This is a genomic window from Pseudomonas sp. BN515 (assembly GCF_029873155.1).
GTDB lineage: Bacteria > Pseudomonadota > Gammaproteobacteria > Pseudomonadales > Pseudomonadaceae > Metapseudomonas.
The window spans coordinates 63114-88587 of record NZ_SSOH01000088.1; the positions used below are offsets into that span (position 1 = coordinate 63114).

Genomic DNA, 25474 nt, shown 5'->3' on the forward strand with positions numbered 1-25474 from the left:
GAACGGAGGGTGTGGCAGAATCCAGCTCTTCATTGTCGAGGATGCCTCCATGCCCAGCCTGGTGCTGGATATTTCCCTGACTGCGGACGAATTCCTCGCAGTCTATCAAGGTCGGGCCAACCGTGTGCTGTTGCGCAGCCGTGACGGCCGCAAGGTCAGCCTGCCGGCACGGCATCTGCGCCCGCACCTGGGGCACGGGGGAGTGAGCGGTACCTTCGAGCTGGATTTTTCCGCTGACGGCAAGCTCCTCAGCCTGCGCCGCCTCGCGTGACGGGGGCTGCGCAGCTATAATCGCCGGCCCATATCGCCGATCGATGCCCGACCGACCATGTACAAACTGGCCCGCGAGCTGCTCTTCTCCCTGTCCCCGGAAACTTCCCACGAACTGTCCATCGACCTAATCGGTGCCGGTGGCCGTCTTGGTCTCAACCGCCTGCTGACCAAGGCGCCGGCGAGCCTGCCGGTGAAGGTGATGGGGCTGGAGTTTCCCAACCCGGTAGGCCTGGCCGCCGGCCTGGACAAGAACGGCGACGCCATCGACGGCTTCGCCCAACTGGGCTTCGGCTTTGTCGAGATCGGTACCGTGACTCCGCGTCCGCAGCCGGGCAACCCCAAGCCGCGGCTGTTCCGCCTGCCCCAGGCCGAAGCCATCATCAACCGCATGGGCTTCAACAACCTGGGTGTCGACCACCTGCTGGCGCGCGTGCGTGCGGCCAAGTACGACGGCGTGCTGGGCATCAATATCGGCAAGAACTTCGACACGCCTGTCGAGCGTGCGGTGGATGACTACCTGATCTGCCTGGACAAGGTGTACGCCCACGCCAGCTACGTGACGGTGAACGTCAGCTCGCCGAACACCCCCGGCCTGCGCAGCCTGCAGTTCGGTGATTCGCTGAAGCAGCTGCTGCAAGCGCTGCGCAGCCGCCAGGAAAGCCTGGCCGCCCAGCACGGCAGGCACGTGCCGCTGGCCATCAAGATCGCGCCGGACATGAGCGACGAAGAAACCGCGATGGTTGCCCAGGCACTGCTGGAATCGGGCATGGACGCGGTGATCGCCACCAACACCACCCTCGGTCGTGAAGGCGTCGAAGGCCTGCCCTATGGCGAAGAGGCCGGCGGCCTTTCTGGCGCGCCGGTGCGCGACAAGAGCACCAATACCGTGAAAGTGCTGGCCGGCGAGCTGGGTGGCCGTCTGCCGATCATCGCGGTCGGTGGCATCACCGAAGGCCATCATGCCGCGGAGAAGATCGCTGCTGGCGCGAGCCTGGTGCAGATTTACTCGGGCTTCATCTACAAGGGACCGGCGCTGATTCGCGAGGCGGTGGATGCCATCGCCGGTCTGCAGAAGTAAATATCGAGCACAAATAAAAAGGGCTCCCGCTTGGGAGCCCCTGGGCTTGCGCCCGCCGCCCGGATGGGGCGTGCTTGGTGAAGTCGGTGTGATCCAGTGTCAGCCGACGGCGTGGAGTTCGTTCAGACGATGAATACCGGCGGCGCCGGTGTAGCCATCCCAGTTATCGCCACGGCCCTCGCGCCAACCGTTGATCCAGGCTTGCCGTGTGGTGGGATGGGTGAAAGGACAAAGATCGCGGGATTTGCCATTGATGCCGTGCTGATAGCCGCGCAAGAATGCTCGTTCCATCGGATCACGCTTAAGTCTTCTCATAGGGTGTAGCCCTCATTTGTTGACTGTTATGTCCATTGGTTCCACAGGTGGAACCTGGCAGAAAGTGCTCTGCCCCGAAGGTGCGTTGCCGGCGTGACGCCCCTTCATCCACTGCCATTGCGGCGGCGGGTTAAGCTGATTTCTAACCAATGCCCCCAGGCATGTGAATGATCGTTTTGTCATAAGGACGTAACTTGTAGGTGGCAACGGCCATAAGCTGACGGAAGCATTTTTTGCCACTTTTCGGTCTAAGCCCCGTAGCGTCGGGGCTGGCCGGATCAATGATGTCGCTGTGCCATTTCGTCTGGCGCACGAATCTGATGACTTTTCATTCCGACGAAGGGCCGTTCTGCGACCTTACGTCACATATTTTGTTACCGCACAGCTCAGGTTCTGTGCCGCTGATCGCCTCGAATGGGCCCTGGAATTCCAATGTCGGACCGCTACGAACTTTTCCTCACCTGCCCGAAGAGCCTGGAGGGCCTGCTGGCCGAAGAGGCCGCGCAACTCGGACTGCAGGAGGTGCGCGAGCAGGTTGCCGCCGTGCGTGGCCAGGGTGACCTGGAAACCGCGTACCGCCTTTGCCTCTGGTCCCGCCTGGCGAACCGGGTGCTGCTGGTGCTGGGACGCTTCCCGGTGCAGAACGCCGAGGACCTCTACCAGGGCGTGCTGGCGGTGGACTGGCATGACCACCTGATGCCCAGCGGCAGCCTGGCGGTGGAGTTCAGCGGCCACGGCTCGGGTATCGACAACACCCACTTCGGTGCGCTCAAGGTCAAGGACGCGGTGGTGGACAAGCTGCGCAGTGCCGACGGCGTGCGCCCCTCCGTGGACAAGGTGAACCCCGACCTGCGCATTCACCTGCGCCTGGACAAGGGCGAGGCGATCCTTTCCATCGACCTGGCCGGCCACAGCCTGCACCAACGTGGCTACCGCCTGCAGCAGGGCGCCGCACCGCTGAAGGAGAACCTGGCTGCGGCCATCCTGATCCGCGCCGGCTGGCCGCGCATCGCTGCCGAGGGCGGTGCCCTGGCCGACCCCATGTGTGGTGTCGGTACCTTCCTGGTCGAGGCCGCGATGATGGCCGCCGACATGGCGCCCAACCTCAAGCGCGAGCGCTGGGGTTTCTCCAACTGGCTGGGCCACGTACCGGCGCTGTGGAAGAAGCTTCACGAAGAAGCCCAGGTTCGTGCCGATGCGGGTCTGGCCAAGCCGCCGCTGTGGATTCGTGGCTATGAAGCGGACCCGCGCCTGATCCAGCCGGGTCGCAACAACATCGAGCGCGCCGGCCTCGGCGACTGGGTGAAGATCTATCAGGGCGAGCTGGCGACCTTCGAGCCGCGTCCGGACCAGAACCAGAAGGGCCTGGTCATCAGCAACCCGCCCTATGGCGAACGACTGGGCGACGAAGCCAGCCTGCTCTATCTCTACCAGAACCTCGGCGAGCGCCTGCGCCAGGCCTGCATGGGCTGGGAAGCGGCGGTATTCACCGGCGCGCCGGAACTGGGCAAGCGCATGGGTATCCGCAGCCACAAGCAGTACGCCTTCTGGAACGGCGCCCTGGCGTGCAAGCTGCTGCTGCTCAAGGTACTGCCGGAGCAGTTCGTGACCGGCGAACGCCGTGCGGCCGGTGAGGGCGACCGTGCCACTCCGCGCGCCGAGCCCGCGCGTCTCTCCGAGGGCGGGCAGATGTTCGCCAACCGCCTGCAGAAGAACCTCAAGCAACTGGGCAAGTGGGCGCGCAAGGACGGTATCCAGTGCTATCGCCTGTATGACGCCGACATGCCCGAATACGCCCTGGCCGTCGACCTCTATGGCGACTGGGTGCACGTGCAGGAATACGCGCCGCCCCGTTCCATCGACCCGGAAAAGGCCCAGGCACGCCTGCTCGACGCCTTGGCGGCGATTCCCCAGGCGCTGGATGTGGACCCGGCCCGCGTGGTGGTCAAGCGTCGCGAGCGCCAGAGCGGTACCCGCCAGTACGAGCGCCAGGGCAGCGAAGGGCGTTTCACGGAAGTGAGCGAGGGCGGCGTGAAGCTGCTGGTGAACCTCACCGATTACCTGGACACCGGCCTGTTCCTCGACCACCGCCCGATCCGCCTGCGCATCCAGCGCGAGGCGGCCGGGAAGCGCTTCCTCAACCTCTTCTGCTACACGGCCACCGCCAGCGTGCACGCGGCCAAGGGTGGCGCGCGCACCACCACCAGCGTCGACCTGTCCAAGACTTACCTGGACTGGGCACGGCGCAACCTGTCGCTGAATGGTTTCTCCGACAAGCACAGGTTGCAGCAGGGTGACGTGATGGCCTGGCTCGCGGAGGACCGTGGCGAGTACGACCTGATCTTCATCGACCCGCCGACCTTCTCCAACTCCAAGCGCATGGAGGGGGTGTTCGACGTGCAGCGCGACCACGTCCAGCTGCTGGACCTGGCCATGGCGCGCCTGGCGCCCGGTGGCGTCCTGTACTTCTCCAACAACTTCCGCAAATTCCAGCTGGATGAGGGGTTGGAGTCGCGCTACGCGGTTACCGAAATCAGCGCCGAGACCCTGGACCCGGACTTCGCACGCAATGCGAAGATCCACCGCGCCTGGCGCCTGACCACCCGCTGAGGCGCCTGCGCGCCTCGCTGCCAGCTTTCCGATGGACCCGCCGGGGTTCCGGCCGTCCGGCGTTTGCCTGGGACGGTCGGCTGCCCATGCGCGCGCCTAGGCAAAGTGCCACTACCTAGCTATGTTGATGCTCACAGGGACGGTATTTCCACACCCAGATTCGAGATGTGAGCATGCAGTCGCTTGCGCCGGAAAAACTGACCCTGTCGGCATTGCTGTCCGGCCGCCCGCTGGTGTGGCTGGTTTGCCTGTTGGTCGTCTTCGGCGGTGCGGCGCTTACCCTCCTGCTCAGCCAGGCGGTGCGCAGCGTCGAAGAGAACCAGTTGCGCGCGCGTTTCAATCTGGCCGCTGGCGAGCGCATCAGCCGCATCCAGGAGCGTTTGGACGGGCAGCTCAAGGAACTGGATGCCGTCCAGCGCTTCTTCAACAATTCCCATGAAGTCACCCTTGGCGAATTCCAGGGATTCGTCGGCCCCCTGCTGGGCGACACCCTGGTCTATTCGTGGGTGCCGCGCATCGCCGGAAACGAGCGGGAGCAGTTCGAGGCCCGTGCCCGTGAAGAGGGAATGGCGGGCTTTGCCATCCGTGATCTGAAGGGCGACAGCCTGGTGACCAGTCCGCTTCGGCCGGAGTATTTCCCGGTCTACTACAGCGTGACCTCGCGCATCGACCAGGTGCCGCTGGGGATGGACCTGAACTCCAGCCCGCAGCGCCGTGCCGCCATCGCCAAGGCGCGGAGCAGCCATGGCGTCACCGTTACCGAGCGGGTGCGGGTGATCGGTGTGGTGGAGCGTGAGGCCAGCGGCGTGGTCATGCTGGCGCCGGTCTACGACGGCACTCCGCCAAGCGATGAGCGCCTGCGCGGTTTTGTGGTGTCGGTGCTCAGCCTCAACCTGGAGATGGAAGCGGCCATTGCGCCGGACAACCTGGCAAGCCTGGTGATGCGGGTCAGCGATGTCAGCGAGGATGGCCACGAGACGCTGATCTACCAGAGCGCCGAGGCTCCGGAGAGCGATCTGCTGCAGCGCCGGGTGGTGCCCTTCGGCGACCGCCAGTACCTGCTGGAGGTGGTCCCCAGCGCGGACTTCCTCGCGGAAGACACATTGTCCACGGCCGATCTGGTGGCGCTCAGCGGCCTGGTATTCACGCTGCTGCTGGCGGGCTACCTGCTGCTGATGGTCAACCAGCGGCAGAACGCCTTGGCGCTGGTGGCCGAGCGCACCGAAGCCTTGCGTGAGCGCGAGGTCGAGCTGCAGCTCAGCGAGGAACGCTGGAGCTTTGCCCTGGATGGCGCCGGTCACGGCGTCTGGGACTGGGAGCCGCAATCCGGGCGCGTCTTTCTCTCCCGTGGCTGGAAAACCATGCTCGGCTATGGGGAGCATGAGGTGGATGACAGCTTGGAGGCGCGCGGGCGGCTGATCCATCCCCAGGACCAGCCACTGGCACGGGCGGAGCTGGAACGCCACCTGCGCGGTGCCAGCGCGGTCTACCAGAGCCAGCACCGCATGCTGCACAAGGACGGCCGCTGGATCTGGGTGCTGGATCGCGGAAAGGTGGTGGAGCGGGGGGCCGATGGCTTGCCCCAGCGAATGATCGGCACCCAGACCGACATCAGCTCCAACAAGGCGGTGGAACTGCAACTGGCCATGGCGCACGGCCAGCTCCGCGGCCTGCTGAATGCCGCGACCCAGGTGGCGATCGTCAGCACTGACCTGCGTGGCGCCATCCTTCAGTTCAACGTCGGCGCCGAGCGCATGTTTGGCTACCGGGCCGTGGAAATGATCGGCCGCCATCCGGTGGTGCTGCATCTGGAGAGCGAGGTGGCGGAGCGCTGCCGGGCGCTCGGGCAGCGTTTGGGCAAGCTGGTTCCGGATTTCCAGGCCTATGTAGAGGAGGTCACGGCGGGGGATCGCTTCGACGAGCAGGAGTGGACCTTCCAGCGCAGTGACGGCAGTCGTCTTATCGGGAGCCTGATCCTCACCGGTGTGCGTGACGAGCGCGAAGTGCTGGTGGGCTACCTGGGGGTGGCGATCGATATCACCGAGCGCAAGCACGTGCAGCAGGCCCTGGAAGCCCGCGATCGTCTGCTGGAGAAGCTCAGCGCGCGGGTGCCCGGCGTGCTTTACCAGTTCCGCATGGAACCGAACGAGCACTTCAGCTTCCCCTACACCAGCGCCGGCATCCTTGAAGTCTTCGAAGTGGACCCGGAAACGGTACGGGACGACGCGATGGGCCTGCTGGAGCGCGTCCATCCCGATGACCTGGAGCGGGTGCAGAGTTCGATCCGCCGCTCCGCCGAATTGCTCACACCCTGGCGCGAGGATTTCCGCGTGCTGCTGCCGCGCCAGGGCCTGCGCTGGCTACGCGGGGAATCGGTACCCGAACGCGGGGAGGATGGCGCCGTGCTCTGGCATGGCTACATCACCGACATCACCGGGCTCAAGCTGGTGGAGCAGGAGTTGCGTGCGCTCTCGATCACCGACGCCCTGACCGGCGTCTACAACCGGCGCTATTTCCAGGAGCGCCTGGACCTGGAGATCGCTCGCGCCGAGCGTCGCGAAGGCCCGCTGGCGCTGGTGATGCTGGATGTCGACCACTTCAAGCAGATCAACGACTGCCATGGCCACGAGGCCGGGGACCGGGTGCTCAAGGCGCTGTGCATGCGGGTCGGCGAGCGCCTGAGGCGCATCGATGTGCTGTGCCGGCTGGGTGGCGAAGAGTTCGTCGTGCTTTGCCCGGACACCAATGTCGAACAGGCATTCCAGGTCGCCCAGGCGCTATGGCAGGCGCTGGCGAAGGAGAACGTGCCGGGGGTAGGGCAGGTGACCGCCAGCTTCGGCTGCGCCGCCTGGCGTGAGGGGGAAGATGCCGATGATCTGCTGCGACGCGTGGATACGGCCGTCTATGCAGCGAAGCAGGCAGGGCGCAATCAGATCCGTATCGCCGAGTGAGAGATGGCCGCCCGCACCGGGCGGCCATCGGGGTCAGTTGGCGCCGGCCACGCTCTTGGGCTGGCGATACAGGTCCACCAGTACCTGGTCGAGGATCGCCGACGCGCCCCAGGGGCGTGAATCGTTGAGGATCGCCACCACAGCCCAGGTATTGCCATTGCTGTCGCGGCTGAAACCGGCGATGGCACGGACCGTGTTCAGAGTGCCGGTCTTGATGTGGGCTTCACCTTCCAGGGCCGTGCGGCGCAAGCGTTTGCGCATGGTGCCGTCCATCGCTACCAGCGGCAGCGAGGAGATGAACTCGGCAGCGTAGGGGCTCTGCCAGGCGGCCTGGAGGATGGTGGCCATCTCGCGGGCGCTGACCCGTTCGTTGCGCGACAGGCCCGAACCGTTCTCCATCACCAGGTGCGGCGCGGTGATGCCTTTCTTCGCCAGCCAGTTGCGAATCACCCGTTGCGCGGCCTTGGCGTCATCGCCATCGGCATCGGTGCGGTAGCGCGCGCCGATGCTGAGGAACAGCTGCTGGGCCATGGTGTTGTTGCTGTACTTGTTGATGTCGCGGATGACTTCAACCAGGTCCGGGGAGAAGGAGCGGGCCAGCAGCTTGGCGTCCTTGGGCACATCGCCCGCGCGGTCCTTGCCATTGATGGTGCCGCCCAGCTCTTTCCAGAACGCGCGCACGGCGCCGGCGGCGTAGCCCGGATGGTCGAGCAGGGACATGTAGGTCTGGGCGCTGCAGCCTTCCGGCAGCTTGCCGCTGGCGATCAGGGTGGTGCCGTCGAACTGGGTCACCGGGTTGTAGCGCACGTCGGGCCAGGAGGGGCACTTGGCGGCCTTGCTCACCTGCAGCTTGTTTTCGATGCGGATGTTCTCAAGCGGCGGCTCCATGGCCAGGCTGGCCTTGCCGCCCTCGGCGCGGGCGATCAGGCGCACGGCCTTGAGGTTGACCAGCAGCGAGTCCGGGCCGACCAGGAAGGGCTTGTTGTCGTCGCCGCCGTCGTCGTTGAAGGACGGCAGCTGCGGGTGGTTGAAGTAGCTGCGATCCAGCACCAGGTCGCCGGTGACCTCGCGCACGCCGTTGGCGCGCAGGTCACGCATCATCAGCCAGAGCTTTTCCATGTTCAGCTTGGGATCGCCGCCACCCTTGAGGTAGAGGTTGCCGTTGAGCACGCCATTCTTCAGCGGGCCGTCGGCATAGAACTCGGTTTTCCACTGGTAGGTGGGGCCGAGCAGCTCAAGGGCGGCGTAGGTGGTGATCAGCTTCATGGTGGACGCCGGGTTCACCGACACATCGGCGTTGACCAGCGTCTGGGCGCCCGGGCCGGTGAGCGGCAGGGTCACCAGGGACAGCGAGTTGGCGGAAATCTTGTTCGCGGTCAGGGCCTTCTGCACCTTGGCGGGAAGGCTGGTGTTGACCTGGGCGGCGGACAGCGGCAGGGCAACGGGGAGAATCAGGGCAGCAAGGGTAAGGGTACGAATGGACTTGAACATCAAAGCTTGCCCTCCTGGCGAGGGCGGGTGACGAAAGAAGATGGCATGGCGACAGTTCCCACGAGGGTTCGGGAAATCGGCGCATTATGCCGTAACCCCGTCCTAACGGTATGGGTTCGCGACTCATTTCGTCTGCCAGTGCAACCTCGGGTGCACCGCGAACGGGCAAGTTGCAACGGAAGCTGCTAGAGTGCCGCCCGTCATTTATGCCGAGGAACTGCCATATGGCCACCAATCGCTCCCGCCGCCTGCGCAAGAAGCTTTGCGTCGATGAATTCCAGGTTTTGCTAATTAGCAAAAAATAATCAGGATTTTGTCAAAAACGTCTCACCCCTTCCGCCCAGAATCCCTGCTGCTCCCCTCGCAATTATCCGCCCGCCTTTCGCCGCTGACGCCCCCGGGGTATGTCACGGAAGTCCAGTCTCAGCCATTCCCTCGTGAACGCCTGACGCGCGCTTTTCAAACGCAAGGCAAACCCCACGTGTGGGTCGCCAGTCATTCTTTGATCGAGTCTGTCCCAGGCTTCATTTCAGCAGTTCGCTACTTACGTTCGCGGTCTCCTGTGGGCTGACGTGCGCCCCAAGGCAGACATATTGCGTAGCCGCTCACTGAGTAACACGAGGGGCTGATACAAACGAAAAGGCCACCCTTTCGGATGGCCTAATGCTCGCAGATGCTCTGGTTTCAAACAGCCGGATTAATCGGCTTCTCTGGGTACCAGGCGTCCTGCAATGGGCTGACCTCAATCTTGGTCAGTTCGCTACGGCCTTTCAGCCAGGCTTCAACAGCCGCGCGTTGCTCCTCACTCACCGAGCCACGCTTAGCCAGGCAGACCAAGCCGAACTCTTCGCCGCCTACGTAGTCCAGGCCGTTAGCGGCCATGGCATCGTCCAGGAAGGCGTTCAGGAAGGCATCGATGGCTTCATCCGAAAGGTCTTGCTTGAAATCCAGATTGAGCTCAAACCCCAATTCCTGAAACTCGTCAACACAGAGCTTCTTGCGCAGACGGCGGGAACGGTTAGTAGCCATGAAAAAATCCTCTAGGTAAATTTGGCGCGCAGTCTATCAGCTAAGGAGTTGGAATGCCTGGGAGATGCGTCTCGAGGGCCTGTCCTAGGATCAGTAGGCCGCAACATAACTGGCGAATTGACTCTGCGTGGGCTGGGTGTAGTGTGCGCTTGCAGGATCCCGGACTAACGTGCCCGATCGGACATAGCGCTTACCTGACCCCGACTCTGTTCACGAGGCCACGGCCCGTCTCAGGGTGGGTGCATTGTCCGTCGAGGCTAAAAGTCTCCTTGCCTGTCAAAAGCGTGACTCTTAGTGACTGTCATGTCCGTTGCGAAAGCCATCTCAGCGCGAATTAAGTTCATGCGGAAGGGTAAACCCTTTTCCCGCACGGTTTTCGCGCAGCTTGGCTCTCGCGCATCGGTTGACAAGGCACTCTCCAGGCTGGTGCAGTCAGGCCGGCTAGAACGCGTTGTTCGCGGCGTCTACATGCGTCCGAAGTTCAACCAGTACGTCGGCAAGAACGTCCGCCCCAGCCCAACTACCGTGATGCGCGTCATCGCGAAGTCGAACGGTGAAACGATCCAGATTCACGGTGCTGAGGCAGTCCGTAGGCTCGGTCTCAGCACCCAGATGCAGATGCTGCCGACGTTCTACACCAGTGGCTCGACTCGAGAACTCAAAATTGGCAATGCGGTCGTTCGCCTTCAGCATGTCTCCAGGGACCGCTTGCAGCATGCTGGAACGAACGTGGGACTGGCGCTTACCGCTCTCCACTATGTCGGGAAGGAGGGGCTGTCCACCCAGGTGGCTTCGACAGTCGTCAACGCGCTGAGCAGTGAAGAACTGTCGAAACTCCGAGCGTGCATTATGCCGGAATGGATGCGGATGGCATTAAGCCTTGCGACTCAGAAAGTCGAGTAGGTTTTTTCAGTCTCACAGCACTATGTCTGCTGGTGAGATGCGAAGTCGGGGGGCGTGGTCGCTAAGCCGCAGACAGGGGCTACTTGTCCGACCTGCGCCCGCTGCAGCCCGCTGCGCTAGGAGAAGTTCAAGGAGAGCCGGGTAGGGCAGCGACTTGCTAGCGGTCTAACTCAGTAGCCTGCAGAACCTGGCGGGCTTGGGTTTCCTCAGAACCGGGCTTCTCCGTAACCCCGAGATACTCATCATCGACCGCCCGTTGGAAAACGGAATGTTTTCTGCCGGCGAGTAGGGCCCGGATGCGAGGTCTTATCTCCGCAGAACTGGCGATTGGATCTAATGCGTTCTGGTTAATGTGCATTGACATTTGCCCTACTCGATCACCTGACGCCCACATGGAAACGTTTGTGTTCTGTGAAGGCCTATCTTGACTGGATCGCGGTTTCGGGATTGCGCCAAGGCCCGGAGTTTCGTGCGGTGGGCCGTTGGGGCAACCTGGCAGAGCACGGACTGCATCTCGTGCATCCTCCGTCGCGCGATGGTGCACAGTGGCTTGGAGGGAGAGCGCTTCAGCCGTCATTCATTGCGCCGTGGCTTTGCCACCTGAGCCAGTCGTAACCAGTGGAGCGCCAAGGCTCTGATGAGTTACGTCGGCTGGCGCTATGCCAAGGCTGCCTTGCGCTATGTTGAGTCGGAGAGGCCGCTTGGCGAGCTGCGCCGCTCGTAGTGACCGGACCTGGCCCCCATGCACGGCCTCACCAGCGCATCGGCATAGGAGGCAGGGAGCTTAGGCTTGGCTAACTGGGACCGGGCCTCTGCATGGCTCGGTGAGGAGCGTCTACCATGACTGAGATTTTTGCTGTGCGGTATGCCGAGACGCTGGTACGCGCCACGCAGATCTTCGGCAGTCGAGAGAAGGCTGAGCGCTGGATGGTGACGCCGGCGCAGGGGCTCGAGCGGCGTCGTCCGATCGACATGCTCGCGAGTGCAGAGGATCTGGAAGTGCTCGAGACTTTTCTCGGGCGCATCGAGTATGGGGTCTATCACTGACCCTATGTTTTAGGGCCGCCGTTAACGACCGGGCGTGACTGCCAGCCAGCCCCTTCGCTAACCGACTTCGAGGGTTTCGGCATGCGTGAACGATCTGTCCCGTTGTCACCGAGGGCATTAACTCGCCAGGACATCGATCGCGCTCTGCTTGATGCGGTGATTGCGCTGGTACGGGAGGCGGGGTGCCTGATCGCTGCTGAGCTGGTTCGACCCGGTGGTCCGAGAGGCGCTGGGGACAAGGCCGAAGTTGATGGCGAGGTCGAGGTCATGTTGCGCCAGGGACTGACGAAGCTGCTCCCCTGCGATTTTGTCGGTGAGGAAACCGGTGTGCAGCTGACGGGGCATCACTACTGCTGGGTTGTGGATCCCAATGATGGCACCCGCGACTTCCTGCAAGGGCATCTGGGCTCGGCGATTTCCGTAGGATTGCTGCGAGAGTGTGTACCGGTGCTGGGAGTCGTCTATGCGCCGATGACGGAACGCGGGGCGGACTGTATTGCTTGGGCTGAGGGGATGCCACACTTGCTCCGTAATGGCGCGTTGATCGTGCCGAATGTCGCGAAAGGCGGACTGGCGGAAGGTGCCCAAGTCTTCGTCAGCCTCACCGCGCGTGCCCGGCCCATCGAGAATGCCGAGCTGTGTGCGCCCGCCACCTACCATCCGATGCCAAGCATTGCCTATCGGCTTGCCCGGGTGGCGGTGGGGGATGGGATCGCTGCAGTCTCCTTGTACGCGGTGTCGCCCCACGATGTGGTGGCGGGTCACGCGTTGCTGCGGGCAGGTGGCGGTGGCCTCTGGAACGAACGGGGACAGGCCTTGGGTTACGCGACAGCGGCGACATTCAATCAGCCAGTTGGGTATTGCTTCGGCGGTGGGGAAATAGCCTGTCAGGAATTGGTGAGGCGCCCGTGGCAGGTTGTTCTCGCAAACAGAGCATAGGTGTGTGGCGAGCCTAGAAGAGGGCCGTCTCCCTAGACTATGTAAAAACCACTGCTGAGTTCTGCTGCGGGTGCGGAGCACCGTCAGGGGAGCACGTCATCCCACCGAGCAACGCTCCTGCAGGAGTATCGTGTGCCAGATAAACGAAAGCGTACATGTACCTTGGTAGGAGGTTCTCGATGAAGATCGCCGCTCTGGAACAGGCCGAATCGGTCAGTGATGTCCTGTGCGACGTTTGTGGCGATAGCACGCGTCTTGAAGGGGCTGGATTGCAATTTGGCACGCTTCGCGCCAGTTGGGGCTGTGGCTCGGCCCATGAAGGCGAACGCTATGAAGTCCATCTGTGCGAAACCTGTTTTTTTAGGACGCTTTCAGGTCTCAGACGTGACCGCATGGTGAACTTCATGTTCAGTGAGGAGGATCAAGACCTCAGCAATTTTGGGCGCGTTGCTCGTGATGATCTGTTCAATGGCGGCAGCAACTCGGCCAGCTGATCTCCCTGTTGGGACAGCATCCCAAGTCTAGCCGGCATTTCCCCTAGAATTGCTAGATCAACACCAGCGGGGGCGGCGTATGAAACGCTTTATCCAGGGAGAGCATCGATGCCAAAGCACTGGGCGTTTAGCTGGCCCGACTGCCTGAAAACTTGCTACGGCAGCAGCTTGCTCACGTCATCAGTGGCATTGGCTGAAGGCCGGACATTGCCGACCTTAAGCTGGGTGGTCTCACTGGACCCAAGATTTTACTGCTGCGGCACCATATTCGGCCTTCCAAGCGTTCAGCACTTTGTTGTTGCCGCCTTTCGTCTCGACGACTTCATTGGTGTGCGGATTCTTGTAAACCTTGACGGTGCGCTCGCGCCGCTGGCCTTTTTGAGCAAGCAGCGGAGTGCGCGTGCGACCTGGATCAAGGATATTCATTACGGCCTTTAGCCCAAGGCCATATTCATCCAGCAGCGCTTTGAGTTTGGATTCAAACTCAATTTCGCGCTTGAGCTCCGTATCGTTCCTCAGGCTGTCCAGCGCAGCGAGTTGTTCTGCCAGCTGTGCTTCCAGGCGTTTAAATTCAGCCAGTTTGCTCATTGCGTTCTCCTTAGCGTGATGCAATTACACACCGCAGTTGACCGATTGGTCTGTCCCGGTCTTAGTGAATGGACCATTAAGCTTTTCCTCTGCATAGCGTTCTTCTCCGCCCCCTCTCGCATTTTTGACGGCGAGGGCATCCGGCCTCGGTGCATACATCCTTCGAAGTTTCCGGTGCATACATCCTTCGAAGTTTTCTTAGGCCTGTTCTTTGCGAAACTCCCGAATGATTCGCAGGAATTCGCCAAGCGTCGGAGAGTCGTCTTCCTGCCGATAGATGCATCCCAGGTCGAACCGGGCATTTTCCGGCAGGCCACTCAGAGGTCTGTAGGTCAGACCTGGCAGTTTGAGCACCTCCGTAGACTCCGATACAAGACTCGCCCCTAGGCCTCGGGCAGCCAAGGCAACCGCGGTTATGGTGTCACCCACCTCCTGAGCAATCTGTGGTTCGAAGCCTGCTTGGTGGCAGAGGCTAAGTACCTTATCCAGGAAGCTGGGGCGACTTCCCGTGGGGAAGAGGATCAACGGATGCTCGGCGAGGCTCCGGAAAGGCACCGTGGTTTCTCGAGCCAGAGGGTGACCTTCATTGATTGCGAGCAGGAGTGATTCAGATGAGACGGTCTCGCAGGAAAGATCTGGCAATGGCGATAGCATCCGACTGAAGCCAATGCTGATCCGCTTCTGGCGCAATGCTTCGACCTGCTCATGCTTACTCATGCTGTGCAGTACCAGCTTGACGTCTGGGTTGCTTTCGCGAAAGCGCTCCAGCAGCCGTGGGATGGTATCCAGGATTCCCGAACCGAAAATGCCTATATCTAAACGACCGAGCTTGCCTTGACCGGCACGTTGAGTCCGTTCGGTCGCTTGCTCGACCAGCGCGCGAATGTTGCGTGCCTCTTCCAATAGGAGTTCCCCGGCAGGAGTCAATTCCATACCTCTAGGGGTGCGATTGAACAGCTGCACGCCGATTTCTGCTTCGAGTTGCTGGATCTGTCTGGTCAGCGGTGGCTGGGAAATGTGCAGTCGAGCTGCCGCACGGCCAATGTTCTGCTCCTCGGCCACGGCGATGAAGTAACGGAGATGTCGGAAATCCATGGGCGCTCCCGCTGATGATGGGCCTTTGCGCTATCTCGATACCTTTTAGGTAATGCTCGGCCGTTTTTATAGTATTGGACGGATTGGCATGCGGCCAATAGTTTTGAGTCAAAGGCTGCAGGAGGACGCTCTGGTAGCCGCTGGATCTACATAGTAAGCACATTGAACGAAGGACATTAGTCTGTGATCAGTGTTGCCAAGTGTCGATAGGATGAACCTGCACAGTATACGAAAGTGGTGTCTCAGTTAAGTTAATCGCTGTTTTTGAGTCGTAAATTTGTGAGGTGGGCTGGGATAGGTCCGTAGGTCTGTTGAAGTAGATCAACCTCCTCGTGAAATTTTCCCTAATTAATTTTTATTGGGATGCGGGTAGGTTGTCGTTCAAGAATATTTGGTCAGTTCTAGGTTTTTGTGCGGTCTCAGCGGTTCCGTCTTGCTAGTGCCAAATTTCTGTTTCTCCTAAGTTGTAATAAATGATTTGGTCAATCTGTTCTCGGATGCCTGGCGGGAGGGGATGACTTTATTCAAAAAAAGATGTTGGTGCTGATCTCTTTTGCCGGCGTGAAGAAGAGGGCGCTCTGGTTGAAGCTGAAAGTGTCGCAAAAAGCTGAGGTTATGGCCTGAAGGCCGCTCAGCTACCCATGATTCAAAATAAAAACAATGAGGGTTGAAATGAAGAGCAATAAAGCAGTTCGGCCATTCAAGGTCGCGGTTCTTGCTGCCGCAATTGGCGCAGTTTTTCCCGGATCGAGTGCTCTGGCAATGGAGATCGATACTGGGGATTCGGACTGGAAAGTGCGCTGGGACAATACGCTGAAGTACAGTGTTGCCTACCGCCTGCAGAGTCAGGATTCCGAACTGACTGAATCGCCAACCCTTGGCGGTCTTTACCCGGATGTCCAAAGCCAAGGTGATCGTAACTTTGACCGCGGCTTGGTCTCAAATCGTCTAGATGTGCTTTCCGAACTGGATATCAGTCATAACAACATTGGTGCTCGCGTTAGCGGTGCAGCCTGGTATGACGATATCTACAACAAGAACACTGACAGCGATACCCAACGTCATTTCCTTGATGACACCGAAGAGCTGCACGGTCGAGACGCCGAGTTGCTTGATGCTTTCGTGTACATGCGCTCTGCTGTTGGTGATGGGCAGGCCACGGTCCGTCTCGGTCAACACAGTCTCATCTATGGTGAGAGTTTGTTCTTCGGGGGCAATGGTATAGCCAACGCGCAAGGCCCAATCGACGTGGTCAAGCTTCTGAGCGTACCGGGCACCCAGTTCAAGGAAATTCTGCGACCGGTCAATCAAATCTCCGGCCAGTATCAGATCAATCCCCAGCTATCCATCGGCGCCTACTACCAGTTTGAGTGGGAGCGCTCGACGATTCCGGGTGCCGGGAGCTACCTGAGTTTCTTCGACCTCTTGGGTCATGGTGCAGGCACTGTTCAGTCGCTGACTGGGCCTACTCGGAATGGTGGCGATATACACGCTAAGGACTCGGGGCAGGGTGGATTCCAGATCCGGTTCAGTCCAGAAGGTTCGGACGTCGAGTACGGCTTCTATGCCGCCCAATATCACGACAAGACGCCGAGCAACATCTACGCCAATCTGGCTGCCGTTATCCCGACTCCGGTAGGTCCGGCCCCTTTCTTTGACTCCTATAACCAGGTCTTCGCTGAGAACATCAAGACTGCTGGGGTAAGCGCTTCTACCTCCGTGGGGTCGTTCAACTTCGCAGGTGAAGCTTCTATCCGCTGGGACGCGCCACTGGTTAGTGGGCTACAGGCAGTGACGCCGGGAGTGACTGCGGATAACGACGAGAATGGCCTGTTCGCACGCGGTAAAACTGCTCACATCAACCTCTCGACCATCTACTCGCTCGATCCGTCCTCTTTGTGGGACGGCGGCACCTTGCTTGCAGAGCTGGCTTGGAACCGCACTCTCAGCGTGACGGAGAACCGCGCGGCTCTTGATCCCAACAGTAGTCGGGACGCTACAGCGTTTCGCGTCCTCTTCGAGCCTGCTTACTTCCAGTTCTTTGATGGCCTGGATTTGAGCGTGCCGATGGGCCTGGGCATTGGTCTGGATGGCCAGTCCTCGGCTGTTAGCCAGGCCGGTTTCGGCACTCGCCACGGCGGGGACTGGAGCATCGGCCTGAAAGCCAACTACATGCAGTCCATTGAGTTCGGTGTGAACTACGTGAACTTCTTTGGCAAGAAAGATCCGCTATTCGATGAAAACGCTGTGTTCACCTACGGCCAGAGTTTGGCCGACCGTGACTTTATCTCTGCCTACGTGAAAAAGACCTTCTGAGGCCGATCATGAACAACAAGATCCTGAAGATTTCTCTCTTGGCCTGCGCGCTTTTCAGCGCACAGATGACCCAGGCGGCTATATCAGCGGATGAGGCTGGCAAACTGAAAACGACGCTGACTCCGCTTGGTGCGGAGCGTGCAGGCAATGCCGACAACAGCATCCCAGCATGGGATGGTGGTTACACAAAAGCTCCAGCCGACTACAAGCAAGGCGACAAACGCACGGACCCCTTTGCCTCCGAAAAACCGGTGCTGAGCATCACGGCCGCGAATGCGGACCAGTATGCGGATCAACTGGCCGAGGGCACCAAAGTCATGCTGAAGAAATATCCAGACTACCGTCTGGATATCTATCCGAGCCATCGCACCGTTGCGGCCCCGCAATGGGTGTATGACAACACCTTCAGCAACGCAACCCGTGCTCAAGTTGATGAGAAGACCGAGAACGTAACTGGCGCTTTCGGTGGTATTCCTTTCCCCATTCCGAAGAACGGTGCCGAGGTCATGTGGAACCACCGACTGTCTTGGAATGGTGGTGACTCATTCAATAGCTACATCAGCAGTTGGCTTATGACAGCCGGTGGCAAGAAGGTATTGGCCACCACTACTCCTTATTATTTCCAATATCCCTACTATTTCCAGGAAAGCAGTCTGGAAAAGTTCGATGGAAACTATTATCAGGGCAAGATCATTACTGAGCGGCCGTCCTCGAAGAACGGCGAAGGTTTGATGATCTTCTACAACACCAATCAAGACGCACGTGCCAGTTGGCAGTATCTGGTCGGTCAGCGTCGCGTGCGCCGACTGCCTAACGTGGCCTACGATACGCCAAACTTCGTAGTGTCTGGCGTCAGCTTCTTCGACGAAGCGTTCATGATGTTCGGCCCGTCCAATAAACATGACCTGAAGATCGTCGGCAAGAAAGAGATGTTCGTGCCCTATAACTCTAATAAGTCTCAGTTGGTTTCGAGTGACGAGTTGATGAGCCCGAACTTCCTCAATCCTGATCATGTGCGTTGGGAGAAACACCGCATGTGGGTGGTTGAGGCGACGCTTAAAGCTGGCCAGCGCCACGTGGTTCCACGTCGCACTTACTACATTGATGAGGACTCCTGGCAAATCATCCTGGTCGACGGTTATGACGCGCAGGGTAAACTCATCCGCCAGCAATGGTCTCTTCCTTACTTGGCTCCGGATCTCCCCGCATTGACCACTCAGTTTGCGTGGGGGCTCTACAACATCGAAACCGGCGCCTACGTTTATGGCATGTCGTCCAACGACTCCAAGTTCCATTACAAACGCACGGATCGACTCCCGCCATCCGCTTTCACTCCGGATGCAATGGCCAGCGAAAGCTCTCGTTGATTCTCGCTAATGGGGCCGGGGCGACATACGTCGCTCCAGGCCTGCTTATGAATGTTTTTTGCTGTTGGAGTGAATATGGCTAACCGGATTCTCTCGTCCATGCAGTTCAGGCTGAGGATTCTCATGGTCGCCACAGTAGTGATGCAGGCCGCCATGCAGACCATGCCTGTTGTCGCTGCTGAACCCCTGCGTGTGCTCAAGGAATCGTCAACCATCAGTGCCAAAGCACAGAGATCGGTTCTGCTTTCAATTACTCATGCTGGTAATCGATTGGTAGCGGTAGGTGAGCGCGGAATCATCCTGCTCTCCGACGACGCCGGGCAGAACTGGCGACAAGCTTCATCGCCGGTGAGCGTAACTTTGACCGCAGTCCAGTTTGTCAACGCGGATCAAGGATGGGCCGTCGGGCATCTTGGCATTGTGTTGCACAGTGCGGACGGCGGAGAAACCTGGACCCGGCAACTGGACGGCATTCGTGCTGCCGAGTTGATGATGGAACAGGCCAAGCAGAGTGGTAACGGCCAGGCGATCAAGAATGCCGAGTGGCTGGTCGCTGACGGCCCTGACAAACCTTTCTTGGACCTGGCGTTCATCGACCAATCCACCGGCTTTATCACCGGCGCCTATGGGTTGATCTTCATGACCCGTGATGGTGGGAAGACCTGGCTGCCATGGGCGCAGCACCTCTCCAACGACTCAAGCCTGCACCTCAATGGCATTACAGCCAACGGGAAGAACATCTTCATTGTCGGAGAACGCGGGCTTTTGCTGCGCTCTTTAGACGGAGGGGAAACATTCGCGACGATGGAATCTCCCTATGAGGGGAGTTTCTTCGGAGCCCTGTCAACCGGCGCCGGCGATGTCCTGATCTACGGACTGCGTGGCAACGCCTACCTCTCCCGTAACAACGGGGAAAGTTGGCAGAAGGTGAGTATTAAAACTGACGCAGCTATCTCCTCGGCCGCGCAGAGGCGCGACGGCAGCTTGCTGCTTGCCAGCCAGGCGGGCGAGGTGTTCACCAATAGGGGAGGGGGCGCCAGTTTTGAAACGCTGCCGTGGCGCGGCGCAGGTTCTGTTTCTGACATTACCGAAACGCCGGCGGGCGAACTGTCAGCCGTGGGATTGCATGGTTTGGAGCGGGCCCCGCTCGACCAAGGGGCCGCCGCCGAGTGAGGCGGCATCGTCTCCGCCATACACGGTCATTCACTTCGTCAGATTAGGGGCATCCCGTGACCATTGATATCGCTGCACAAAATAAAGACATAGTGGCGTCCCTTGAGGACTTTGACACCAAGTCAGGCGGCCTCGTTGAGCGAGCCATTTTCAATCATCGACTGCTGGTGATCCTGCTGTGCGCGCTGGCAACTGCTCTCTTGGCGTACCAGGCATTGGGTATCCGGCTGAATGCCAGCTTCGAAAAGGCCATTCCGACCAACCATCCCTATGTGGTCAATTTCCTGGAGAACCGCAAGGACCTGAGTGGGATTGGCAACTCTATTCGAGTCGCGATCTCCACAAAGAAAGACAGCATCTTCGACAAGACCTATCTCGATACGTTGGCCAAGATCAACGACGAAATCTATCTGCTGCCGGGCGTCGAGAAGCCCTACATGAAGTCGCTGTGGACGCCTAGCACTCGTTGGCTGGCGGTGACCGAAGACGGGCTTGACGGCGATACTGTTATTCCTGCGACTTACGATGGTTCGCCCGAGAGTCTGGAACAGATCCGTCAGAACGTAGCGCGGTCGGGGGAAATCGGTCAGTTGGTGGCTGGCAACTTCAAGTCCAGCGTGATCTATGTACCGCTCTTGGACATCAATCCGGAAACCGGAAAGCCCCTTGATTACGGCCAGTTCTCTCGGCAGCTAGAGGAGATCCGCGCAAAATATCAGACCGACGATATCCAGATTCACATCACCGGGTTCACCAAGATTCTTGGTGACCTGATCGAAGGTCTTACGCAGGTGATGATGTTCTTCGTCGTCGCTGTGGCCATCACCATCGTTATCCTTTACTGGTACACCCGCTGCGTGCGCAGCACGCTGATTGTCGTGTCGTGCTCATTGATTGCGGTGCTGTGGCAGTTGGGGCTGCTCACCATCCTAGGCTATGAACTGGATCCTTACTCGATTCTGGTGCCGTTCCTGGTGTTCGCCATTGGCATGAGCCATGGCGCGCAGAAAATGAATGGCATCATGCAGGATATTGGCCGCGGCCTACATCGCATCATCGCAGCGCGCTACACCTTCCGCCGGTTGTTTGCCGCGGGTCTTACCGCATTGCTTTGTGATGCCGTTGGATTTGCAGTGCTCATCGTCATCCAGATTCAGGTAATTCAGGATCTGGCCATTACCGCAAGCATCGGTGTCGCGGTCCTTATTTTCACCAACCTCATCCTGCTGCCAGTGCTGCTCAGCTACATCGGAGTGAGCAAGAAGGCTGCCGCACGCAGCCTTGCGGCCGAGAGCGAGGAACTGACTTCGAAGAGCAAGCATCCGGTCTGGGCTTTCCTGGATCTGTTCACTCGTCGGTCCTGGGCTACTCCAGTGTGCATACTGGGTTTCTGTTTGGCGGTATTCGGCTTCGTCGTCAGTCTCAATCTGAAAGTGGGGGACTTGGACCCGGGTGCACCGGAGCTTCGTTCCGATTCACGCTACAACCGTGATGCAGCGTTCATGACCCAAAATTATGCTGCCAGTACGGACATCTTTGTGGTGATGATCAAGACGGGCGAGGACCAATGCACTCATTACTCGACACTGTCCGCTGTCGATGCACTGGCCTGGAAACTGGAGCAGCTCCCGGGCGTTGAGTCCACCAACTCCATGGCATCGTTCAGCAAGATTGCCACCTCCGGCTACAACGAAGGCAGCTACAAATGGTACGAACTGATTCCCAATGACAGCGCTTTGGGGACGGTTCAGGGGCGTGCGTCTCGTGAGCTCTTCAACCAGGACTGCTCGCTGTTGTCGCTGTACGTCTACCTGACCGACCACAAGGCGGACACCTTGACTCGGGTCGTAGATGCCACTGAGTCCTTCATCGCTGAAAACGATCTCGGCAATGCGAAGTTCATGCTGGCGGCTGGGAGCGCGGGTATCGAGGCCGCAACCAATATCGTCGTGAAAAAGGCGATGCGAGAAATGCTCTTCTGGGTCTATGGGGCAGTGATCATTCTTTGCTGGGTGACCTTCCGCTCTTGGCGTGCGGTACTAACCGCGGTGCTGCCTTTGGTACTCACCTCGATTCTATGTGAGGCGCTTATGGTTGGCCTTGGCATGGGGGTGAAGGTTGCGACGCTTCCAGTGATCGCACTGGGCGTAGGGATCGGGATCGACTATGCCCTGTATGTACTGAGCGTAACCCTGACAAGGCTGCGTGCTGGGGACTCGCTTTCACTGGCCTATTACCGATCCCTGCTGTTCACCGGGAAGGTGGTGATGCTCACAGGTGTCACACTCGCGGCTGCAGTGGCAACTTGGGTCTTCTCGCCCATCAAGTTCCAGGCAGACATGGGCATATTGCTGGCTTTCATGTTCGTGGTGAACATGCTTGGAGCCTTGATTCTGTTGCCAGCCTTAGCTCATTTCCTACTCCCCAGGAAGCTCTTCGATAAAGCGCCTGACGAGGTCAGCAAGGCAAGGAGCTAAACGTTTCCCGCAGCGCGAGTGAGGTGGATGGACGCGCGCTGCGGGCTTTTCAAACCGCGTCATCCTCTCGTTCTGACGACACGTCGCCCACAATAAAAAACAAGAAAGGCCCGCCTGACATGGATCGCACCAATACTCTGCCCCCTCCAAAACGGGGTGGTATTCACCCTATGCGGATTTGCATTGCTGTTCTTCTGATTCTCATCGTGCCTGCCATTGCATGCGCGCAGGCGAATACGCAGGCCCTGTACCAAAAGGTCCGTTCGTCGTCACTGCTAATCGCCACCCATGCCCTGATCTACTACGGGGCCGAAAATCGTTTGAGCGATCCGCGTAGTCTTGATGCCTATCAGAAGAGCTACCAGGACCTACAACAATTGGTGGAGGCGTTGGGTTATCCGCAATCGCTGCAGCGCCCCGTCGCGGAGATGAGCGCGCTCCTTCCCCAACTGGAATCTGGAGCCACGGATCATTCGGTCAGCTATCCGGACCTTCTCATAGGCCTGATGGATGCAGATGCCGAGATGAAGAAAGCTGTTGCCAGTGCTTATGCAGACGCGAGCCCCGAGCTCTCCCAAGCTCGCTTGATGCTGCGGGAGTTGAGCGAGCGCATTGGCGATTTGTTGATCTCTAATCAGGCTCGCATCACGCGAGTGGTCGGTGAGTACTCGGTGGCCTATGAGGCTCAAGATGCCGAGGCCAAGGACCAGCGAATCAATGAACTGTTCGAGGCGCTGAAAGTGCAGCTGCCTGAGCATGCCAAGGTTCTGACTGACCAGCATCGTGTGTTCCGTTTCGCCCGTGGTCATCTGCTCGGTAACAACTACAAGGCGGTGTCCGGGAGCGCGGCGTTTTACCTAGGATCGGTCATCGCAAAGCTCGATGAGTTGGCCGGACAAACCGCTCCTTGAGTTGCCATAGCATCGACATTTCTCCCGGCTAATGGATGCTGAAGTCCGCCAGAAAGACGCGGCCTTTCAGCCGATCCCTAGAAGCAAAATACCGCTGCCTTGCCGTATCCACAGGTCAGTCGACTGCCGCTTGGCGTACAACAATCACGGCAACAGGAGACGTCTAGTGAATAGCGTGTTGTACCCTGCCATCAACCTGATGAACCGCATGAGCTTCGGCATGAAGTTCAGTCTGATCAGTGTGCTGTTCTTCCTGCCCATGCTGGTCACCAACTATCTACTGGTGCGCGAGTCCTATGACGCTTTCGTCGATACGCGTACCGAGCTGCAGAGCCTGGCGCTGCTCAAGCAGGGCCAGCAGCTGCGCCAACAGCTGGAGCGTCTCAGCGACCTCTACGAGATCAATGCTGTGCTCGCCGAGTCAGATCACGCGCCGACGATCATCGCCTTGATCACTCCATTGGAGAAGGGCATCGCTGAGACCTTGGGCGCGCTCGAACCCCCTAGCAGCGATGCTCAGGAAACCGAGGAGTTCAATGACCAGCGTGAGGTAATCAAGACCACTCTGGACGCGGTAGCAGCAGAATCATCCCTGCGCAGCAAGGCCAGCTTGGTGACCAAGGCGCTGGATAACTCCGAGTTGTTCATCAAGCTCATTGCCAGTGAGTCCGGACTCAGTCAGGACGGTGATCTGAGCGTACGCCAGATCAGCGAGCTATTAACCAGCACAAGCCAGCCGGTAACGCGTGCCATCAGCAAGGGGCGTGCCCTCGGCTCCTACTCCCTGGGCCAGGGCATCCTCGGCGCTTCCGACATCACCAAGCTCGACGATCTGCTACTGGAGCTAGAAAAGCTGCATGCTGAATATGGTTTCAAGCTGCAGGGCGTACTCGAGGGCAATGTCCAGGCCAAAAGCGCCCTGGGCGGAGTTGCCGAAGCCAGCCACCGTAGCTTGACCGATATCGCCAAGGTGCTTGAGGGGCAGTTGCTTACTGCTGACAGCCTGAATACTCCCTGGATGGGCTTCTACGACGAGACCAGCGCTGCCATCGACAAGACCTATGCGCTGAACGATGGCGTGCTTGGTTTCCTAGAGCAGGAGCTGAGCCACCGCCTGGAGCAGAAGCGTCTGCAGATGATCCTACTCGTAGTTGCCCTGATGGTGCTGTTCCTGTCCATCGTTTACCTCTACGGCGGCTTTTACGTTTCCACTCTCGCCACGCTCAAGGGGTTTGCTGTGACTCTCGGCCAGGTCGCTGGCGGCGACATGACGGTGCAGGTTAACGTGCAAAGCAGCGACGAGCTGGGCGAGCTGGGCGCGGTGTTCAATAGCACCGTGGCGAAGATCCGCGACCTGATCGAGTTGGTCGGCCAGACCGTCATTGAGGTAGAGCGCCAGGCCGACCGCGTCGAACTGGTGTCCGGTGAGAGCAGCCAGGCAGTGAGTGCCCAACGCGGGCAGATCGAGCAGGTGGCCACCGCAATGAACGAGATGTCCGCCACCGCTCAGGAGGTGGCGCGCAGCGCCGCCGCGGCAGTGGGTAGCGCACAGAGCGTCAACGAGGAGACCGTGAGCGGCCGTGCCATGGTCAGGTCGCAGGTCGACAGTATCCAGCGTCTGGCCAGTGAGATCGACCAGTCGGTGGGTGTGATCAACCAACTGGCCGCCGACAGCGCCTCGATCAGCCAGGTGCTGGACGTGATCAAGGAGATCGCTGGGCAGACCAATCTGCTGGCGCTCAACGCTGCCATCGAGGCAGCGCGGGCCGGCGAGCAGGGCCGTGGTTTCGCCGTCGTGGCCGATGAAGTGCGTAACCTGGCTAAGCGCACCCATCAGTCCACCGAGGAGATTGAGCAGATGATCGTCCGTCTGCAGGGTGGTGTGGGCGCTACCGTGATCGCCATGAACGGCAGCCATCAAATGGTCGAAAGCACGGTCAGCCAGTCGAGTCAGGTGCAGCAAGCGCTGGATAACATACTCAGCGCGGTTGGCGTGATCGTTGATCAGAACCAGCAGATCGCCGCCGCCGTAGAGCAGCAGACCGCCGTGGCTCACGATATCGACATGAACATCGTCGAGATCAATCAGGCCGGCGAACTTACTGCTGAAGGTGCCATGCAGACTGAGCAGGCTAGCCGCTATCTATCTGGTCAGGTGGCGCGGCTGAAGGAGCTTATAAGCGCATTTCGTGTCTGATCTGATCGGCGGGCATCGTTTTATATCGCCCGAATGCCACTGAACCATTAGCCGTGACCGAGGGGTAGCGCAGTGACCTTTCGGCGACCGGTCTCGATCAGTGTCTCTTGCGTAGCTTCGCGCAGCCTAGCTAGAGCGAGGCAGATGATCGAGCATCAACCAGCGGAGCGTTCTTCAGCCGACCAGGCCTATGGACGTTCCGCGCAAGCTCGCGCTCATC

The 25474-nt window shown here is 59.6% G+C and carries 19 protein-coding genes and 1 pseudogene; 15 read left to right on the forward strand and 5 right to left on the reverse strand.

Going from position 1 to position 25474, the window contains the following annotated elements:
* The first annotated feature begins 49 nt into the window (after window positions 1-49).
* Window positions 50-271 (forward strand): DUF2835 domain-containing protein, encoded by a 222-nt coding sequence (locus E8E91_RS24910; protein ID WP_280372124.1) that lies wholly within the window; start codon window positions 50-52, stop codon window positions 269-271.
* A 57-nt stretch (window positions 272-328) separates the two neighbouring features.
* Complete coding sequence (locus tag E8E91_RS24915; protein WP_280379663.1) at window positions 329-1351, forward strand: quinone-dependent dihydroorotate dehydrogenase; 1023 nt, start codon at window positions 329-331, stop codon at window positions 1349-1351.
* Between the two features lie 99 nt (window positions 1352-1450).
* On the opposite strand, the gene E8E91_RS24920 is transcribed toward E8E91_RS24915, so the two are convergent.
* Complete coding sequence (locus E8E91_RS24920) at window positions 1451-1666, reverse strand: ribosome modulation factor (RefSeq protein ID WP_151132935.1); 216 nt, start codon at window positions 1664-1666, stop codon at window positions 1451-1453.
* A gap of 432 nt (window positions 1667-2098) precedes the next feature.
* Here E8E91_RS24920 and rlmKL point away from each other — a divergent pair, with 432 nt between their 5' ends.
* Together rlmKL and E8E91_RS24930 are read left to right on the forward strand one after the other, a co-directional pair.
* Window positions 2099-4276 carry a bifunctional 23S rRNA (guanine(2069)-N(7))-methyltransferase RlmK/23S rRNA (guanine(2445)-N(2))-methyltransferase RlmL gene (gene rlmKL / locus E8E91_RS24925; RefSeq protein WP_280379665.1) on the forward strand — a complete coding sequence of 726 codons (2178 nt, stop codon included), beginning with the start codon at window positions 2099-2101 and terminating at the stop codon, window positions 4274-4276.
* Window positions 4277-4449: 173 nt separating this feature from the next.
* Window positions 4450-7227, forward strand: a complete 2778-nt coding sequence (locus E8E91_RS24930; protein WP_280379667.1) for a diguanylate cyclase — start codon at window positions 4450-4452, stop codon at window positions 7225-7227.
* Between the two features lie 33 nt (window positions 7228-7260).
* On the opposite strand, the gene dacB is transcribed toward E8E91_RS24930, so the two are convergent.
* Window positions 7261-8718, reverse strand: coding sequence for a D-alanyl-D-alanine carboxypeptidase/D-alanyl-D-alanine-endopeptidase (gene dacB, locus E8E91_RS24935; protein WP_280379668.1), 1458 nt, complete (start codon window positions 8716-8718; stop codon window positions 7261-7263).
* A gap of 224 nt (window positions 8719-8942) precedes the next feature.
* Here dacB and E8E91_RS24940 point away from each other — a divergent pair.
* Window positions 8943-9005, forward strand: a pseudogene (locus tag E8E91_RS24940) (hypothetical protein); the annotation flags it as partial.
* Window positions 9006-9402: 397 nt separating this feature from the next.
* Here the strand turns inward: E8E91_RS24940 and E8E91_RS24945 are convergent.
* Window positions 9403-9747, reverse strand: a complete 345-nt coding sequence (locus tag E8E91_RS24945) for a YggL family protein (RefSeq protein WP_179057922.1) — start codon at window positions 9745-9747, stop codon at window positions 9403-9405.
* A 303-nt stretch (window positions 9748-10050) separates the two neighbouring features.
* Here E8E91_RS24945 and E8E91_RS24950 point away from each other — a divergent pair, with 303 nt between their 5' ends.
* The 4 genes from E8E91_RS24950 (at window position 10051) to E8E91_RS24965 (ending at window position 13130) form a co-directional block, all read left to right on the forward strand.
* Window positions 10051-10650, forward strand: a complete 600-nt coding sequence (locus E8E91_RS24950) for a DUF6088 family protein (protein WP_179057923.1) — start codon at window positions 10051-10053, stop codon at window positions 10648-10650.
* A gap of 840 nt (window positions 10651-11490) precedes the next feature.
* Window positions 11491-11697 carry an antitoxin Xre/MbcA/ParS toxin-binding domain-containing protein gene (locus tag E8E91_RS24955; RefSeq protein WP_179057924.1) on the forward strand — a complete coding sequence of 69 codons (207 nt, stop codon included), beginning with the start codon at window positions 11491-11493 and terminating at the stop codon, window positions 11695-11697.
* A gap of 81 nt (window positions 11698-11778) precedes the next feature.
* Complete coding sequence (locus E8E91_RS24960; protein WP_179057925.1) at window positions 11779-12636, forward strand: inositol monophosphatase family protein; 858 nt, start codon at window positions 11779-11781, stop codon at window positions 12634-12636.
* 179 nt (window positions 12637-12815) lie between these two features.
* On the forward strand, window positions 12816-13130 hold the full coding sequence (locus tag E8E91_RS24965) for a hypothetical protein (protein WP_179057926.1): 315 nt from the start codon (window positions 12816-12818) through the stop codon (window positions 13128-13130).
* 231 nt (window positions 13131-13361) lie between these two features.
* Here E8E91_RS24965 and E8E91_RS24970 read toward each other — a convergent pair whose 3' ends face one another.
* Window positions 13362-13718 carry a histone-like nucleoid-structuring protein, MvaT/MvaU family gene (locus tag E8E91_RS24970; RefSeq protein WP_179057927.1) on the reverse strand — a complete coding sequence of 119 codons (357 nt, stop codon included), beginning with the start codon at window positions 13716-13718 and terminating at the stop codon, window positions 13362-13364.
* 198 nt (window positions 13719-13916) lie between these two features.
* Entirely contained in the window at window positions 13917-14813 is an 897-nt protein-coding gene (locus E8E91_RS24975) for a LysR family transcriptional regulator (RefSeq protein ID WP_179057928.1), read from the reverse strand.
* Between the two features lie 672 nt (window positions 14814-15485).
* Here E8E91_RS24975 and E8E91_RS24980 point away from each other — a divergent pair.
* The 6 genes from E8E91_RS24980 to E8E91_RS25005 all read left to right on the forward strand — a co-directional run bounded on the left by E8E91_RS24980 (window position 15486) and on the right by E8E91_RS25005 (window position 25254).
* Window positions 15486-17129, forward strand: a complete 1644-nt coding sequence (locus E8E91_RS24980; RefSeq protein ID WP_348530032.1) for a DUF1302 domain-containing protein — start codon at window positions 15486-15488, stop codon at window positions 17127-17129.
* 8 nt (window positions 17130-17137) lie between these two features.
* Window positions 17138-18496 (forward strand): DUF1329 domain-containing protein, encoded by a 1359-nt coding sequence (locus E8E91_RS24985; protein WP_179057929.1) that lies wholly within the window; start codon window positions 17138-17140, stop codon window positions 18494-18496.
* Window positions 18497-18571: 75 nt separating this feature from the next.
* Complete coding sequence (locus tag E8E91_RS24990; RefSeq protein ID WP_256873270.1) at window positions 18572-19669, forward strand: YCF48-related protein; 1098 nt, start codon at window positions 18572-18574, stop codon at window positions 19667-19669.
* Between the two features lie 56 nt (window positions 19670-19725).
* Window positions 19726-22146: an MMPL family transporter gene (locus E8E91_RS24995; RefSeq protein ID WP_280359978.1), complete on the forward strand. Its 2421-nt coding sequence runs from the start codon at window positions 19726-19728 to the stop codon at window positions 22144-22146.
* Between the two features lie 119 nt (window positions 22147-22265).
* Window positions 22266-23057, forward strand: a complete 792-nt coding sequence (locus tag E8E91_RS25000; RefSeq protein WP_179057930.1) for a hypothetical protein — start codon at window positions 22266-22268, stop codon at window positions 23055-23057.
* A gap of 166 nt (window positions 23058-23223) precedes the next feature.
* Complete coding sequence (locus E8E91_RS25005; protein WP_179057931.1) at window positions 23224-25254, forward strand: methyl-accepting chemotaxis protein; 2031 nt, start codon at window positions 23224-23226, stop codon at window positions 25252-25254.
* The last annotated feature ends 220 nt before the right edge of the window (window positions 25255-25474 follow it).